This is a genomic window from Nocardia wallacei (assembly GCF_029868745.1).
Classification (GTDB): domain Bacteria; phylum Actinomycetota; class Actinomycetes; order Mycobacteriales; family Mycobacteriaceae; genus Nocardia; species Nocardia wallacei_B.
The window spans coordinates 1-15,925 of sequence record NZ_JARWOP010000132.1; the positions used below are offsets into that span (position 1 = coordinate 1).

Genomic DNA, 15,925 nt, shown 5'->3' on the forward strand with positions numbered 1-15,925 from the left:
CCCACTCCAGCGAACTACCGTAACCCCACGGATCATCGACCGTGACCACCTCGCCGTACCGGTAACTCTTGAAGACGTTCCAGATGAACGGCAACGTCGAAGCGCCCAGGATGAAGGCGCCGATGGTCGAAATCGTGTTCAACAGAGTGAAATTGTCCGTCGGAAGGTAGTCGGCGTAGCGGCGCGGAAAACCCTCGGCGCCCACCCAGTGCTGCACCAGGAAGGTGGTGTGGAAGCCGACGAACGTGGTCCAGAAATGCCATTTGCCGAGCCGCTCGTCCATCATGCGGCCGGTCATCTTGGGGAACCAGAAGTAGATGCCGGCATAGGTGGCGAACGCGATCGTCCCGAAGAGGACGTAGTGGAAGTGCGCGACGACGAAATAGCTGTCCGAGACGTGGAAGTCCAGCGGCGGGCTGGCCAGGATGACACCCGACAAGCCGCCGAACAGGAACGTGACGATGAAGCCGACGGAGAACAGCATCGGCGACTCGAAGGTCAACTGCCCCTTCCACATCGTGCCGATCCAGTTGAAGAACTTCACCCCGGTCGGGACCGCGATCAGGAATGTCATGAACGAGAAGAACGGCAGCAGCACCGCACCGGTGGCGAACATGTGGTGCGCCCACACGGCGATCGACAGGGCCGCGATCGCGAAGGTGGCATAGACGAGGGCGGTGTATCCGAAGATCGGCTTGCGGCTGAATACGGGGAAGATCTCGGTCACGATGCCGAAGAACGGCAGCGCGATGATGTACACCTCGGGATGACCGAAGTACCAGAACAGGTGCTGATACAGGATCGGCCCGCCGCTCGCCGCGTCGTAGATGTGGCCGCCCAGGTGCCGGTCGTAGGCCAGCGCCATCAGCGCCGCGGTGAGAATCGGGAAGGCCAGCAGGATCAGAATGCTGGTGACGACGATGTTCCAGGTGAAGATCGGCATCCGGAACAGCGTCATACCCGGGCAGCGCAGGCACACCACCGTCGTGATCATGTTGACGCCGCCGAGAATGGTCCCGAGGCCCGAGACCGCCAGTCCGAGAATCCACAGGTCCGCGCCGACGCCCGGGGCGTGCACGATATCCGACAGCGGCGTGTAGGCGGTCCAGCCGAAATCGGCGGCGCCGCCCGGGGTGACGAAGCCGGCCGTCGCCATCGTCGCACCGAACAGATACAGCCAATAGCTGAAGGCGTTCAGACGCGGGAACGCCACATCGGGTGCGCCGATCTGCAAGGGCAGCACGATATTCGCGAACGCGAACACGATCGCGGTGGCATAGAACAGCAGCATGATCGTGCCGTGCATGGTGAACAGCTGATTGAACTGTTCCGGCGAAAGGAATTGCAGGCCCGGACGTGCCAGCTCGCCGCGCATCAGCAGCGCCATCACGCCGCCGATGAGGAAGAACGTCATGGCCGTGGTCAGATACATCTGGCCCAGCATCTTCGGGTCCGTCGTGGTGATCGCCTTGTACAGGAACGACCCTTTCGGGCCGCCTCGCGCCGGATAGGGCCGCGCGGCCTCGAGCTGGTCCTCCGGTTTCGGAGATACAGCAGTCAACACATCCTCCTAGGTCGTTCCCGCAACTCGTCCGCGCTGACGGAACCGGCATATGAAACCCATGAATGACGCGCACACCGAACGCAAGCAGCATACTTGCAGCTATTCGGGGGTGTGCGGGGAACACTCCGGTCGGGGGCGCTCCCGGTGAGGATGCCGGGACGTAATTCGTCGACCAGGTTTCGTACACGGCGGCAGGCCCCGCGTCAGGTGGTCGCGGGGCCTGCGGGTGGGATTCGCCGTCAGGAAATGGGCTGGGTCAGGTCGTACACCGTGGTGCCGCCGACCGTAATGGCGGTGAAGTGTTCCTGCACCCACGCGGTGATCTCCGCCGCCGACCCGGAACCACCGCCCGGACCGCCCATGCCGCCGCCCGCGATGAAATAGCGCACCTCGCCGTTCGCGACATACTGCTGGAACTGCGCCAACGTAGGGGCGTTGTCGCTCCCGGTGAAGCCGCCGATCCCCATAATCGATGTGCCGGTGGACAATTCGAGCCCGCCCGCCGACTGGGCACCGACTGTCGCTGCGGCCCAGCGGTTGCTGGCGTTCTTCAGCAGTTGCTGTAGTTCAGTATTGGTGCTCGCGGAGTTGCCCGGTGTGCCGGAAGGGGCAGTGCCATCACCCGCGCCACCGTCGCCGCTGCCCGAGGCGTTGGCATTCGAAGCGCTACCCGTACCCGTCCTCGTGCTGCTACCCGAAGGCTGCCCTGCGATGCCGTCGCCCGCACCCGCGTCGGAGCCCCTTCCGTCACCGCCCGCGGTCCCGTCGGGGCGCGCATTGCCGCCTGTCCCACCGGGACCGCCCATGCCGTCGCCCATTCCGTGGCCGGTCTGCGGCCCGGAGGTCGGAATGGAACCGCTGTGCGCGGTGGCAACGGTGTCGATGGTGTACGCCGCGGTACCACCCAGCCCGAACAGCAGGCCCGCCGCCGCCACGACCACCGTCAGGTGGCCGAGCCGGTGCGCACCGACCAGCAGGATCAGCGCGACCACGATCGAGCCGATCAGCACGCTCCACCGCAGCACGGGGAACCAATCCGGAGTCCGGTTCAGCAGCACGAAGTTCCAGACACCGGTCGCCGCGAGCATGCTCGCCAACACCGCGCGCACCCCGAAACGCCCTCGGCCACGCCACAATTCGGCGACGGCGATGCCGACCAGCGCCGCGATCGCGGGCGCCAGCGCGACGGTGTAGTACGGATGAATCGTGCCCTGCATGAAACTGAACACCACACCGGTGACGAAAAGCCAACTGCCCCAAAGGATCAGCGCCGCACGGGTCCGATCCGTGCGTGGCGCCCGCCGCGTCAGCCACAACCCCGCGGCGAGCCCGATCAGCGCGGCGGGCAGCAGCCAGGAGATCTCCGTGCCCATCGAATCGCCGAACAGCCGCGTAATCCCGGTACTCCCGCCGAAGCCGGTGTTGCCACCGCCCCCGCCGCCGCCACCGTCGTTGCCCTCCCCACCGAGCACCCGGCCGAGCCCGTTGTAGCCCAGCGCCAGCTCCAGCAGGCTGTTGTCGGTGGAACCGCCGATATACGGCCGCGAGCCGCTCGGCCACCACTCGACCAGCAGGATGTACCAGCCGGACGACACCACCACCGCGAGCAGAGCGCCGACGAGCTTGCCGATCCGCTTCCAGAACCCGATCGGCGCGGCGAGGAGGAACACCAGGGCGAACGCGGGCAGCACGAGGAACGCCTGCATCATCTTGGTCAGGAAGCCGAATCCGATCGCCGCCCCCGCGAGCGCCAGCCAGCGCCCACTACCGCGCTCGGTCGCGCGCACGGTGCAATACGCGGCGGCAACCAGCAGGAACACCAGCAGCGCATCCGGGTTGTTGAATCGGAACATCAGCGCGGCCACCGGCGTGAGCGCCAGCACGCTACCCGCCAGCAATCCAGCACCCGGCCCACTCCAGCGCCGCACCGCGGCATACACCAGGCCGACCGACGCCACCCCCAACAACGCCTGCGGCAACAGCATCGAGAACGAACTGAAGCCCAACAGCCGCCCCGACAGGCCCATCAACCACAGCGAAGCGGGCGGCTTGTCGACGGTGATGGCATTACCCGCGTCCAGCGAACCGAACAGCAGCGCTTTCCAACTCTGCGTGCCCGCTTGCGCGGCAGCGGCGTAATACTCATTGGCCCAACCATTTTCACTCAACGCCCACAGATAGGCGACAGCCGTCGCGGCCAGCAGCACCAGCAGCGCGGGCAAAGCCCAGCGCGGCCGGCCGGGCGGCCCGGCCCCCCGCCGATGCCGATGCCGCCTTCCGTCCGGTGGGCTCGGGGGCCGCGGTGTCTCCCGCCGCGCGGGCGCCTCGATCGTGGTCATATCCGGTCCTCTCGTGTCTCGACCCCATCGTCGAGCCACCAACTGAGTCCGCCGTCTACCCCCGCTGTGGTGTTGCTGTGACCCCCCTGCGCCCACCCCATCCCCCACCACCAGCGGATTAGCCCTCCCCCACCCCCATCCGCTATCGTTTTACCCGTCGCCACAGGGCACAATGCGGATGTAGCGCAGCTGGTAGCGCATCACCTTGCCAAGGTGAGGGTCGCGGGTTCGAATCCCGTCATCCGCTCCACGAACCAACAGATAGCATGTCGATATGCCCATCCCGGATGTCGATCGTCCCGACCTTCCTGAGTACATGACATGGGACGAGCTCGAACGCCTACCGGAGGAAATCGCCGGCCAGATCGAGCTGTGGGAAGGCAGGGTTGTGTGGGTTCGGCGCGGACCCGCTGAGCACCAAGATTACAGCGTCGAGTTCCGAAATGCATTGCGCCGCTGTGCCCGCGAGGACATGTCGCACAACCTCGAGCATTGCTGGCGAGTGACCACGGAAACCAACATCTTCTTCGGCAAGGCCGGCAAGTCGGACTTCGTAACACCCGACTTCCTCGTATACCGATGCCTGGAGGAGGAGTACCAGGACATTCGCGCCGATGAAGTCTTCGTCGTCGGAGAGGTGCTGTCACCGTCGAATACCGAACGTGACATCGAGGCGAAGAAGGCCCGCTACGCCGACGCAGGCATCCCGTGGTACTGGGAAGTCCTGCTCGGCCGCGGACCACGCCGCATCACAACCGTCCGCGCGTACGCACTGGAGACCGGCCACGGCCGCCTCCCCGCAGGAGTGTCACCGCTACACAAGGCGAATTACGTCATCACAGGCGAATGGGCCTCCGCCCAATCGGACGGCATAACCTTCGATTTCCCCTTCCCCATCCGGATCCCCTGGTCCGAGCTGGAGTTCTGAGTCTGAAATCGGCCCTACGCCAACAGATCCAGCACACTCACTTCATCGTGCGCACCCTTTCACCCGCGTACTCCGCGTACGGCACAGCCGATGCCCACAAGCGTTCCTGCACACCACGGCAGTAGCCGACGATCCCGGGATCTGCCGTGATCGCGACTCCCGCCGATCTCCATCGTTCACCGACCAGATTGAATACGACACGCTCGTTGTCCAGCAGCCACCAGTCATCTGGCGGAACTTCACCCGCGAGATGGCGCGGAAGGTAGCGAATGTCCTCGCCCGCCGCGATATTCCGTGCCGCAACCACGAGACCCCAGCGCTGGTAGTCCGTGTGTGGTTCCGTCACCACGCGGACACGGCGCATCACCACGCCCCGATCAGTAACAGCCGACACCAGCCGCTCCCATTCTACGATCACCGTCTCATCGGCGGAGACAGACCGGGCTGCGCGAGGATCTCGGGCTTTGCAACGGGCCGACTCGAGATGTGAGCTGCATGGCTTGCTCCTGGTATCCGATTGTGCGCCTGCGCTCTCCGGCTGCGATAGTCGGTGACCTGAGCACGTAGGCTTCTCGGGGTGGGACCGACGCTTGTCCTGTGGGACGTGGACAACACGATGATCGCCAACGGCGGGGTGTCGAAGGATGCTTATGCCGATGCGTTCGAATTGCTGACCGGAACGCGTGCCGAACATCGGCCGCGCACCGGCGGGAGTACCGATGCGCTGATCATGCGTGATCTTGCGGATCGCCACGAGGTTTCGCTTCCCGACGAGTCAGGCGTGATATTCAACGCCTTGGAGCGATCGTTGCTGGCCCGTAAGGCCGATCTTGCTGTCCGAGGCCACGCGCTCTCCGGCATTCGGGAAGCTCTGGACGCGCTCGGGCAGACACACCGCACTGTCCAGTCGGTGCTGACTGGCAACATTCGTCCCAATGCCTTCACGAAACTCGACACCTTCGGCTTGGCCGGGCCGCCTCTGGAATGGGACATCGGCGCCTTCGGTTCGGACGATAACGTCCGCGCAAACCTCGTTAGGATCGCGCAACAGCGCGCGGCCGAGAAGTACGAGGAGTCGTTCCATCGCGACAACACTGTCCTAATCGGTGATACGCCGAACGACGTACGAGCCGGGCTGGACGGCGGAGCGAAGGTCGTGGCCGTCGCCACGGGCAGTGACCGTGCAGACATACTAGCCGCGGCTGGAGCTGATGTAGTCCTCCCCGATCTCACAGATACACCCGCATTCCTGACGGCGATCAAACAGATTCTCGAGGCTTGAGGTTCGCAGCCGAAAACATTCCCCAGAAATTTGAATTCTCTATCGGCGAAGCCGTTTCCCACACGCGTTCGAAGCTCCGGATATACATGTCGAAGAAATCACCGCCACGGACACGCCGCAGGTGCAAGACTGGCGCCATGTAGCCGTAAGTGCCGTACACATGCTGATTTACCAACATCTGATCGTCGTACCGGAAGATGGAATTATAGAGACACGTGCGGTGCAGCGAAAATTCGACTCCGGGTACGCCGACCAGAGGACTGTAATAGGTGAGCGCCATGCGAATACGTGCAGGTATCGCCTCGTACAGCCGCTCCTCCGATCCCCGTAGCTCCATCTCAGGTGAATCGGGATCTCCCAGAAGAATGCGTACCCGAACCCCCTTCTGGGCCTTCTGGCGAATCAGCTCGATCGATTCCGGATTCTGCTCCGGGAGGAACAGGCTGGCGTTGGCGAACAGCCAAAGTTCGGATTGGGTACCGGACAGCAGATCGAGCCACAATCGACGCGGCGTGTCGGCTCTGTGCGGATAGATGTCAGCAATCTCCAACTGTGCCGCCTGTTTCGTCGGCAGATCCAGCTCCGGCCAAAGGAAGCCAACGGCTACTCCGAGTAGCTCAGCAGCAGTATGGGCTGCTGTTCGTGGGGGCACAACCCCTTTGACCATCCAACGATAGACACTCTTCGGGTCGATGCCGACGTGCTGAGCCAATGCCTCGGTGGTGAGGCCGGCATCCGCGATAGCGGCGCGCAATCGTTCGTTCGGAGCCGACTTCAAGGACATTACCGTTCCCCCAGGACGTTCCGGATGTTTGAGGGCAACACTAACGTCCCACAACGTCCCGGGTATGCGGTTCCGAAGATATCCCCCGCCGGCGAACCATCGCAGGGACAACGTCACTCGCTCGAGACCGTGTCCTGATTCAGGACATTTCGTACCGCACGAGTGCCACCCCCACCAGAGGCGGAGCCCATGACCCCGGAACACACAGGACGAAAGATTGCAATCCTCTGTCGCCACGTAGATTTCGCTGCGACCGGAACCCGCGACGACCAAGAGATGTCCGAACTTGCGAAGCGGTGCGGCTACGCAATCATCGACAACGTCATCATTGATCCGCGCCGCGAAGGCCCGTGGGTCACAGTCCTGAACGCTATTGGCCGAGCCATCACGAATGCAGAATGCGACCGGATCGCCGTCGCCGTTTTCGTGCCGGACGTCTTCCATGTGGACGGCATCGACTACTACATCAAGAAGCGCGCCGTGCTGATCAACGTCGCGGGCGAGAAGGCGCTCGAGCGAACTGGCCTACAAGCGGTCCTTGGGGCTGTCGCCAAGATCGGCGCAGCATGAACGGCCCAGGCGAAGGCGCAGTCATGACCGCTGACTCCCGACGAGCCATAGGTCTCGTCTGCCAACCACTCGCTGAGAGCATCACCGCGGCACCAAAGAGTCTGCGGCACCTAGCCGAAAAGCATGACCTTGAAGTTGTCGAGGTAGTCACCTACTGGCCGAAACAGGAGCGCTGGATACTTTCGCTGCTCGAGACGATCAACCGGCACAGGACGGTCACGGTCGTCGTATCTGGGCTGAACCACGTCGGAGACGGCCGTGCCGCGATTGTCGGTGCCGCCGATCTAATCAGCCCGACCGTCACGCATCAGTACATCGGATACTCCATACCGGAGGTGCGACCGTGAGCGAACTGCTGCCGAGGAGCGACACATGCGACACGGGTTGGCGCTCTTTGCTTTTACCGTTCGATGGCGGTGTGCTCGAGTTGGCCGTCAGGGAGGGCGAAGAGAACGACCCCGATGAGGTCACGGGTGTCTATTTGGAGCTGATGGACTACGGTCCATCCGAGCGCGGATTCGACGAACCGCCGCCTTACATCAGCGAGCTGGCATGACCTCACTCGGATTGATACTCGCGGGTGGGGTGCCGATGGGAGTGCTGCTGATCTGGGCTTTGTGTTGGCCTATGGGCGACTCTGAACGTAACGAAGTAGTAGCGAACGAGGACGGCGACGAACAGTCGCGGCACCAGAGTCCCAGGTGCTGAATTCAGCTCTGGGCCAACAGGTCCCGGCCTACGTTGGCGGCGGTCTCCTGGAGTAGGGGGATGATGGTGTTCATGTCCAATCCCGAGACTCGGGCTTGGGGGCCGGAGATGGAGATGGCGGCTCGGGTGGGGGCGTGGGGGATGGCTGCGGCGAAGCAGCGGACGCCTACTTCTTGTTCGCCGTCGTCGTGGGCGTAGCCCTGGATGCGGATGCGGTCTATTTCGGTGCGCAGGACTGCGGGGTCGGTGAGGGTGTGGGGGGTGCGGGGGCTCATCGAGAGGCGGGAGAGGACGCGGTCGGTTTCCTCGGGGGCGAGCGTGGCCAGCACCGCCTTGCCGACGGCGGTGCAGTGCAGGTCGACGCGCTGACCCACTTCGGTGAACATCCGCATGGCGTGCGGGGAGGGCACCTGGGCGACATAGACCACCTGGTCGCCGTCGAGCACCGCCATATTGGAGGTCTCCCCGGTCAGATCCCGCAGCCGCGTCAGGTGCGGGCGGGCCGAGGCGCCGAGCACCCGGCTCGCCGTCTCGCCGAGCCGAATCAGCCTGGGCCCCAACGAGTACCGACGCGACGGCTGCTGGCGGATGTAGCCGCCCGCGATCAGGGTGCGCAGCAGCCGGTGAATGGTCGGCTGCGGCAGGCCGGACGCCTCGGCGAGCTGCGACAGCGTCGCCTCACCACCCGCGTCGGTCACCAGTTCCAGCAGTTCGAAGGCGCGATCGACGGACTGCACCCCGCCGGTCCGCGGACGGGCTTCGGTCACGGCGATCCTTCCTTCGTCGGTGGGCATCCCCACCATTCTCGCAGCCGGGTTCCACTTTGCGGAAGTTCGCATTGCGGAATCTGAACTCTAGAATACGAAAGAATCTGCCAGCGATCCGGGTCAGGACTCGCGACAACCTAGCAAAAGCCGGGAATCCCGTGCCACGCCGCGCCCGGCTCCGTGGCGTCGTCCCGCTCGACCGTGGCTTCGATCAGACCGTACGGGCGATCCGCCGCGATGAACACCTCACCCGGGTTGTCGACGCCGAAAGGCCCCAGGTCGTAAAGGAAGTGGTGCTTGTTGGGCGCGGAGAAGCGGATCTCCGCCACCTCCCGATGCTGCTCCAGCACCGCGCGCCCCATGCTGTAGAGGGTCTGCTGCAAGGCGTAGGAATGCACAGCGGCGAACTGCCGCAACAGGATCGAGCGGATGGACTCGTAAGACTTGTCCCAGTCGACGTCTGTATGGTCGTAGCGCCAGCGCGCGACCAGCGACGTCGCCATGATCCGGTCGTCGGTCTCCGCGAGCGTCGTGTACTTGTCCTTGAAGAAGCCGTGGAACTCCGACCCGGTCGACTTGAGCACCACCAGATCCTTGATGCCGGACACGACGAACGCGCGCCGATCCGGCCCCACGCCGTCGACGTTGATCACCGTGGTCCGCACCCCGCCCCCACTGCGCACGAAGGAGTGATCGTGGCCGAGTCCGTCGACAGGGATTCTGTCCCAGGCGTATTCGTCGATCTCGACGCGCGCGCCGTCCGCACCCGGACAGCGGGCGATGAAGTGATCGGCGAGGGTGAGGCCGAAGTCCTCGATCGCCGCGACGCCCCGCTCCTTCGCGAAGGCGAACACGGTGTTCTTCTGGGTGTCGGTGGGCAGAATGTCACGCTGGTCCCCGGTGATGTGAGCGTCGGCGAACCGCCCGCGCAGCGACGTCGAGACATTGAGATCGCGGATGGAGTGCCGCGCGGTGTCACGATGCACGCGCACGAGGCGGTTCTCGGCCTTGCCGTACTGGTTGGGCCCGAGCTGGATAGCCATGAGAGTTCAGCTCCCTCGATAGGTGGATATGGCGAACGGGGACAGCAGCAACGGCACGTGGTGGTGCTGCGCGGGGTCGGCGACGGTGAAGGTCACGACCACCTCGGGGAAGAAGTGCTCCCGATCGCCGAAATAGCCTGCGGTATCGAAGATCAGGCGATAGTCGCCCGCCTCGACCGCTGCGGGGCCGATGGCGGAAACCCGGCCGTCGTCGTCGGTCCGCGCGGCACCCAGCTCTTGCCAGCCGTCGCCGACGCGAGTCTCCAAGCGCACCTGGACATTTCGCGCCGGGTGTCCGGCGGCGGTATCGAGAACGTGCGTGGTGACGGCACTGCGACTCATGGGGTAACCATCCCTTCCAGGCGCTTTCGCGCGATCGCGGCGAGTTCTCTTCGGGTGACCGGTATTTCGTCGGCCGGGTCGTTGCCCAGCCGTTCGGTGAGGTCGGCGAGCAGTTCACGCCCGCCGCGCCCCGCCGCGCACGCGAGATAGATATGACCGAACTTGGCCTCATAGGCGAGATTGCCGACGCGCAGGCGTTCGGCCAGATCGGCGTCGGTGGCATCGACACCCGACTGCTCGCGCGCGGCCCGGGAGCCGGGTGCGGTGGTCGCTCCGATCCGTGGATGGTCGGCCAGTGCCTGCCGCACCTGGGACTCGGTGAGCGCGAGCGTCGTGCGCTCGGCCAGTTCGACGAGGGCGTCGCGGTCTGCGTACGGACGGGCCGCGCCGACCGTATCGACCCATTCCGCCACGCTCACAATGCCTTTCAGGATGTCGTGCCAGGTTGCCGCCGGTAGCTCGTTGATACGGGAGATCGGGAGCGGTTCCGTCACCGGATACACCTCCGCCCGGGTGGTCCGGGTGTCGTGTTGATTCTGTATTACGGAACTTTAGTTCCATCTCACCGTATCTAAGTCGGACCGAGGTGCACTGTCAACGCCCTGGCGATCGAACGCTCGAACTTCAGCCAAAGTGTTGACCGCCACACTCACGGAGCATTACCGTCGTTATACGGAAGCAGTATTCCACATAACGGAATTTATCCGAGCCGTGGATCCGCCACCCACCCAGTCCGTGGGAGACGACCGAGAAGAGACCCCATGACCCGACCACTCCCCTACGCGGTGAACCTGTCCATCCTGTTCACCGAACTCCCGCTCCTCGACCGCCCCGCCGCCGCCCGAGCCACCGGATTCGACGCGGTGGAGTTCTGGTGGCCGTTCAGCACCGCCACCCCCGGCGACACCGAAATCGAGGATTTCGTCCGGGCCGTCGAGCAGGCCGGGGTGCGGCTGATCGGCCTCAATCTCTACGCGGGCGACATGCCCGGCGGCGACCGCGGCCTGGTGTCGTGGCCCGGCCGCGAACGAGAGTTCGCCGACAGCGTCACCGTCGCCGCGCGGATCGGCCGACGCCTGGGCTGCCGGGCGTTCAACGCGTTGTACGGCAACAGGATCGACGGCATCGATCCCGCCGAGCAGGACGCGCTGGCGGTGCGCAATCTCGCGCTGGCGGCCGATGCCCTCGCCGACATCGACGCCACCGTGCTACTCGAACCGGTCAGCGGAATCGCGGCCTACCCGCTGAAATCGGCGGCGGACGTGGTCGGCGTGCTCGACCGGGTCCGCGCCACGCACGGGTCGGCGAACCTCGGCCTGCTCGCCGACCTCTACCACCTCGCCACCAACGGCGACGACCTGGACAAGATGATCGAACGCTACGGCGACCGCATCGCCCACGTACAGATCGCCGACGCCCCCGGCCGTCACCAGCCCGGCACCGGCGACCTCGACCTCTTCGGCTACGTCGACAAGATCGGCGCGGCCGGCTACCGCGGCCACATCGCCGCCGAATACGTCCCCACCGGCGCCAGCGCCGACAGCCTGGCCTGGCTGCCCACGACAAGGAGCAACGCATGAGCAGGATCGGATTCATCGGCCTCGGCATCATGGGCTCGCCGATGGCGGGCCACCTGGTGCGGGCCGGGCACGAGGTCACCGGCTACACCCTGAACAGCGACGCGCTGGACAAATTGGAGGCCGAAGGCGGCCGGCGGGCGGACAGCGTCGCCGCGGCGGTGCGTGACGCCGAGATAGTCGTCACCATGCTCCCCAACCATCCCCAGGTGGAGGACGTGGTGCTCGGCGCGGACGGCGTCTTCGCCCACGCGCCGAAAGGTGCTCTGTTGATCGACTTCTCGACCATCAGGCCGGAAAGTTCGATCGCGATCGCGGAAGCCGGTGCACAGCAAGGGTTCCGGGTGCTGGACGCACCTGTTTCCGGCGGTCAGGCCGGTGCAGAACAAGGCGTGCTGTCCATCATGGTCGGCGGCACGGAGGCAGACTTCGATTCCGCCACAAGTGTTTTCGAGAGCGTGGGTAAGACGTTCATCCACGTCGGCGACCACGGCGCCGGACAGATCGTGAAAGCGGCCAACCAGCTCGTCGTGGGCGGCACCTACGCCCTGGTAGCCGAGGCCATCGTGCTCATGGAGGCGCTGGGCGTGGATCCGGGCAAAGGTCTCGAGGTGCTGGCGGGCGGCTTGGCGGGCAGCCGGATCCTCGAACTCAAGCGCACCGCCATGGTGGCCCGCGAATTCGCGCCCGGATTCCGAATCGACCTGCACCACAAGGACATGGGCATCGTCGCCGACGCCGCGCGGCAGGCGGACATCGCCCTGCCGACCGGCGCGGTGGTGGCATCGCTCGTCGCGGCGGGCCGCGCGCAGGGTTACGGCGCACTCGACCATTCGGCGCTGCTGAAGGTCATCGAGAACCTCAACGGCCGCGGCGCGAACTAGCGCAGTACCTTTCAGAAGGGAAACAACAATGGCAAGAGTCCCGGTCATGCAGGCCGTGCTGGACGTGCTGCTGTCCGAAGGCGTCGATGTGACCTTCGGCTGCCCCGGCGCGGCCATCCTGCCGCTCTACGACGCCATGCGCCGCACCGATATGCGGCACCTCATCGTCCGGCACGAGGAGGGCGCCACCCACATGGCCGACGGCTGGGCGCGCACCACCGGCAACGTCGGCGTCGCCATCGGCACCTCCGGCCCGGCCGGCACCAATATGATCACCGGCCTCTACACCGCGCACGCGGATTCCGTTCCGATACTGTGCATTACGGGCCAGGCCGAGTCGAATAAATTGCACCAGGAAGCCTTTCAGGCCGTCGACATCGTCGCCATCGCCGAGCCCGTGACGAAGTGGGCCGTGCAGATCAAGGAGGCGGCGCAGGCGCCGTGGATCTTCCGCGAGGCGTTCCGGATCGCGCGCTCGGGCCGCCCGGGGCCGGTGCTCATCGACCTGCCGCTGGACGTGCAGAAGCAGGAGATCGAATGGGACCCGAGTATCGACGCGCCGCTGCCGGTGACGCGAGTGCTGCCGCATCCGCCACGGGTCGCGCGGGCCCTGGACCTGTTGCTCGAGTCGGAACGCCCGCTGATACTGGCCGGTGGCGGCGTGATTCTGGGCGAGGCGCACGCGGAGCTGGCCGAGCTGGCGGAACTCCTGGGCGTCCCGGTGCAGGTGACGCTGATGGGCAAGGGCTCCTTCCGCGAGGACCACGCGTTGTTCGCGGGCATCACCGGCGTGCAGACCAGCCAGCGGTGGGCCAATGCCGCGTTCCTGGAGTCGGATCTGGTGCTCGCGCTGGGCGCCCGCTTCGGCGACCGCCACACCGGCAAGCTCGACGTCTACCGCGGGAATCGCACATTCATCCACGTCGATATCGAACCCACGCAATTGGGCAAGGTGTTCGGGCCCGATCTCGGGGTGGTGTCGGATGTGCGTCCGTTCCTCACCGCTCTGCTGAGCGAGGCACGTAAACGCGAGCGGCGTAAGGACTTCGGCCGCTGGACCGGACGGGTTGCCGAGCTGCGCGGGTCGCTGACACGGCGCGACGATTTCGACGTGACACCGATCAAACCGCCGCGCGTGTTCAAGGAGATCAACGAAACCTTCGGGCAGGACACCTATTTCGTCACCGCGATCGGGCTGTACCAGATCTGGTCGGGGCAATTCCAGAAGGCTTACCTGCCGCGGCACTATCAGGTGTGTGGCCAGGCGGGGCCGTTGGGCTGGGAGATTCCGGCGGCGATCGGCGTGAAGTCGGCCCGACACGACGCGGAAGTCGTTGCGGTGGTGGGCGATTACGGGTTCCAGTTCCTGGTCGAGGAATTGGCGGTGGCCGCTCAGTACGACCTGCCCTTCGTCATCGTGATGATCAACAACGAGTACCTCGGGCTGATCCGCCAGGCCTCGCTGCCGTACGAGATGAACTACCAGGTGGACATCCACTACGACGAGTTCGGTACCGACAACGTCAAGATCATGGAGGCCTACGGGTGCTCGGGGCGGCGGGTGTACGAACCGGGCGACATCGCCGACGCGCTCACGTGGGCGCGCAAGCAGGCCGAGTCGACCTCGCGGCCGGTGCTGGTGGAGATCATGGTCGAGCGCGAGGCGAACACCGCCCACGGCCCCGCCATCGATGCCGTCCGGGAGTTCGAACCGGCATGAAACGTCCGCGAATCGCGGTGGCGCCGGACAAGTTCAAGGGCTCGCTCACCGCCGCGGAGGTCGCCGGCGCCGTGGCCGAGGGCATCCGGCGGGTGCGCCCCGACGCCGATATCCGCCTGGTCCCGGTGGCCGACGGCGGGGAGGGGACGGTGGACGCGGCGGTGAGCGCCGGATTCGACCGGGTGACAGTCGAAGTCGCGGGACCGACGGGCGAGACGGTGCGGGCGTCGTACGCGCACAACGGTTCCGTGGCCGTCGTGGAGGCGGCCGCGGCGTGCGGGCTCGCGCTGCTGCCGGGCGGAGCACCTGCCCCGCTCACCGCGACCAGTCTCGGTGTCGGTGAACTGATCCGGGCCGCGCTGGACACCGGCTGCCGCACCCTCGTGCTCGGCGTGGGCGGCAGCGCCTGCACCGACGGCGGCGCCGGTCTGCTGGCCGGGCTCGGGGCCGAGCTGCCGGCCCCCGACGGCCGCCCGGCCGGTCCGGGCGGCGGCGGGCTGACCGGCATCGCGTATCTGGACCTGCACCGCCTCGATCCCCGAATCCGCGAGGTGGAGTTGGTGCTGGCGAGCGATGTCGATCACCCACTGCTCGGAAAAGACGGCGCCGCAGCCGTTTTCGGCCCGCAGAAGGGTGCCGGTGCGGGCGAGGTGGCGGAACTCGAGGCGGGCCTGACGCACTGGTCCCGGCTCGTCGCCCAGCGCACCGGATTCGACGCCGCCGACCGGCCCGGCGCCGGCGCGGCGGGAGGCATCGGATTCGCGGCGCTCGCCGTACTCGGAGCCCACCGGGCCGTCGGCATCGACATCCTGCTGGACCTGGTGGATTTCGATCGCCACGCCCGCGGCGCCGACCTGATCATCACCGGCGAAGGCGCCCTCGATGCCCAAACCCTGCACGGCAAGGCCCCGGCCGGAGTAGCCGCCCGCGCCGCATCGCACGGCGTCCCGGTGGTAGCGGTGGCAGGCCGACAGCTACTCGACGCCAGGCAACTCGAGAACGCGGGCTTCACGGCCGCCTACGCCCTCACCGATCTGGAGCCCGACCTCCGCCGCTGTCAGGAGCATGCGCCGGAACTCCTTGCGCGCCAAGGCGAACACATCGCCCGCCACCACCTATCCCGACCTTGAGCACCCGTCCCATCCAACCCACTACTGAACGCAACAGACACCGACACTCCGCCCGTGGGCGGAGGCAATGCTCCGCCGGTCCTGCGGAGACCGGGTACCCGGCCCGCCGTCAACGGGTCCCGGTTTCCGTTGGATCGGCGGAGAGGATGTGGTGCGGGGGGGGCGGCCCCCCGGCCCCCAACCGCGGGCCGCACCCGGGGGCCCGCCCCCCCCCCACCAACAACCTCTCCGCCGATCCAACGGAAACCGGGACCCGTTGACGGCGGGCCGGGTACCCGGTCTCCGCA

17 protein-coding genes and 1 tRNA gene are annotated in these 15,925 nt (G+C 66.0%); 10 read left to right on the forward strand and 8 right to left on the reverse strand.

The genetic code is table 11. The annotated features are described in order from the left end of the window. Together ctaD and QH470_RS10805 are read right to left on the reverse strand one after the other, a co-directional pair. The coding region (ctaD, locus tag QH470_RS10800; protein WP_280272168.1) for an aa3-type cytochrome oxidase subunit I at positions 1–1,561 on the reverse strand (1,561 nt) is incomplete at its 3' end. A 242-nt stretch (positions 1,562–1,803) separates the two neighbouring features. Beyond that, positions 1,804–3,903: a glycosyltransferase family 39 protein gene (locus QH470_RS10805; RefSeq protein ID WP_280272169.1), complete on the reverse strand. Its 2,100-nt coding sequence runs from the start codon at positions 3,901–3,903 to the stop codon at positions 1,804–1,806. Positions 3,904–4,077: 174 nt separating this feature from the next. Between QH470_RS10805 and QH470_RS10810 the strand changes: the two genes are divergently transcribed. Continuing rightward, positions 4,078–4,153 (forward strand) — tRNA-Gly (locus QH470_RS10810). 24 nt (positions 4,154–4,177) lie between these two features. Next, the gene (locus QH470_RS10815) at positions 4,178–4,831 is read left to right on the forward strand and encodes a Uma2 family endonuclease (protein WP_280272170.1); all 654 of its coding nucleotides are present in this window, start codon (positions 4,178–4,180) and stop codon (positions 4,829–4,831) included. Between the two features lie 37 nt (positions 4,832–4,868). Here the strand turns inward: QH470_RS10815 and QH470_RS10820 are convergent, their stop codons facing one another. Then, positions 4,869–5,249, reverse strand: a complete 381-nt coding sequence (locus QH470_RS10820) for a DUF6879 family protein (RefSeq protein ID WP_280272171.1) — start codon at positions 5,247–5,249, stop codon at positions 4,869–4,871. A gap of 186 nt (positions 5,250–5,435) precedes the next feature. On the opposite strand from QH470_RS10820, the gene QH470_RS10825 reads away from it, so the two are divergent. Further along, entirely contained in the window at positions 5,436–6,113 is a 678-nt protein-coding gene (locus tag QH470_RS10825) for an HAD hydrolase-like protein (protein WP_280272172.1), read from the forward strand. Here the strand turns inward: QH470_RS10825 and QH470_RS10830 are convergent. Beyond that, complete coding sequence (locus QH470_RS10830; protein ID WP_280272173.1) at positions 6,091–6,897, reverse strand: XRE family transcriptional regulator; 807 nt, start codon at positions 6,895–6,897, stop codon at positions 6,091–6,093. The two genes, QH470_RS10825 and QH470_RS10830, sit on opposite strands and share 23 nt — an antisense overlap. A 189-nt stretch (positions 6,898–7,086) precedes the next feature. Between QH470_RS10830 and QH470_RS10835 the strand changes: the two genes are divergently transcribed. From QH470_RS10835 to QH470_RS10845, 3 genes are read left to right on the forward strand one after another with little or no spacing between them, the layout of a single operon-like run. Next, positions 7,087–7,467 carry a hypothetical protein gene (locus QH470_RS10835; protein WP_280272174.1) on the forward strand — a complete coding sequence of 127 codons (381 nt, stop codon included), beginning with the start codon at positions 7,087–7,089 and terminating at the stop codon, positions 7,465–7,467. Between the two features lie 23 nt (positions 7,468–7,490). After that, entirely contained in the window at positions 7,491–7,814 is a 324-nt protein-coding gene (locus tag QH470_RS10840) for a hypothetical protein (RefSeq protein ID WP_280272175.1), read from the forward strand. Next, positions 7,811–8,023: a hypothetical protein gene (locus tag QH470_RS10845; protein ID WP_280272176.1), complete on the forward strand. Its 213-nt coding sequence runs from the start codon at positions 7,811–7,813 to the stop codon at positions 8,021–8,023. Before QH470_RS10840 ends, QH470_RS10845 begins: the two co-directional genes overlap by 4 nt. A 154-nt stretch (positions 8,024–8,177) precedes the next feature. Here the strand turns inward: QH470_RS10845 and QH470_RS10850 are convergent, their stop codons facing one another. The 4 genes from QH470_RS10850 to QH470_RS10865 all read right to left on the reverse strand — a co-directional run bounded on the left by QH470_RS10850 (position 8,178) and on the right by QH470_RS10865 (position 10,821). Beyond that, complete coding sequence (locus QH470_RS10850) at positions 8,178–8,942, reverse strand: IclR family transcriptional regulator (RefSeq protein WP_280272177.1); 765 nt, start codon at positions 8,940–8,942, stop codon at positions 8,178–8,180. 137 nt (positions 8,943–9,079) lie between these two features. Further along, positions 9,080–9,985, reverse strand: a complete 906-nt coding sequence (pucL, locus tag QH470_RS10855) for a factor-independent urate hydroxylase (protein ID WP_280272178.1) — start codon at positions 9,983–9,985, stop codon at positions 9,080–9,082. A gap of 6 nt (positions 9,986–9,991) precedes the next feature. Beyond that, the gene (uraH, locus tag QH470_RS10860) at positions 9,992–10,327 is read right to left on the reverse strand and encodes a hydroxyisourate hydrolase (protein ID WP_280272179.1); all 336 of its coding nucleotides are present in this window, start codon (positions 10,325–10,327) and stop codon (positions 9,992–9,994) included. Beyond that, positions 10,324–10,821, reverse strand: coding sequence for a 2-oxo-4-hydroxy-4-carboxy-5-ureidoimidazoline decarboxylase (locus tag QH470_RS10865; RefSeq protein WP_280272180.1), 498 nt, complete (start codon positions 10,819–10,821; stop codon positions 10,324–10,326). Before QH470_RS10865 ends, uraH begins: the two co-directional genes overlap by 4 nt. A gap of 267 nt (positions 10,822–11,088) precedes the next feature. Here QH470_RS10865 and QH470_RS10870 point away from each other — a divergent pair, with 267 nt between their 5' ends. Genes QH470_RS10870 through QH470_RS10885 form a run of 4 tightly spaced genes read left to right on the forward strand, consistent with a single transcriptional unit; the run spans position 11,089 to position 15,638 of the window. Then, a complete protein-coding gene (locus QH470_RS10870; protein WP_280272181.1) occupies positions 11,089–11,907 on the forward strand; it encodes a hydroxypyruvate isomerase family protein in 819 nt (272 codons plus the stop codon). Next, positions 11,877–12,788 (forward strand): 2-hydroxy-3-oxopropionate reductase, encoded by a 912-nt coding sequence (locus QH470_RS10875; RefSeq protein WP_342228432.1) that lies wholly within the window; start codon positions 11,877–11,879, stop codon positions 12,786–12,788. Before QH470_RS10870 ends, QH470_RS10875 begins: the two co-directional genes overlap by 31 nt. Before the next feature lie 28 nt (positions 12,789–12,816). Next, positions 12,817–14,508, forward strand: coding sequence for a glyoxylate carboligase (gene gcl, locus QH470_RS10880; RefSeq protein ID WP_280272183.1), 1,692 nt, complete (start codon positions 12,817–12,819; stop codon positions 14,506–14,508). Continuing rightward, entirely contained in the window at positions 14,505–15,638 is a 1,134-nt protein-coding gene (locus QH470_RS10885; RefSeq protein ID WP_280272184.1) for a glycerate kinase, read from the forward strand. Before gcl ends, QH470_RS10885 begins: the two co-directional genes overlap by 4 nt. Positions 15,639–15,925: the final 287 nt, after the last annotated feature.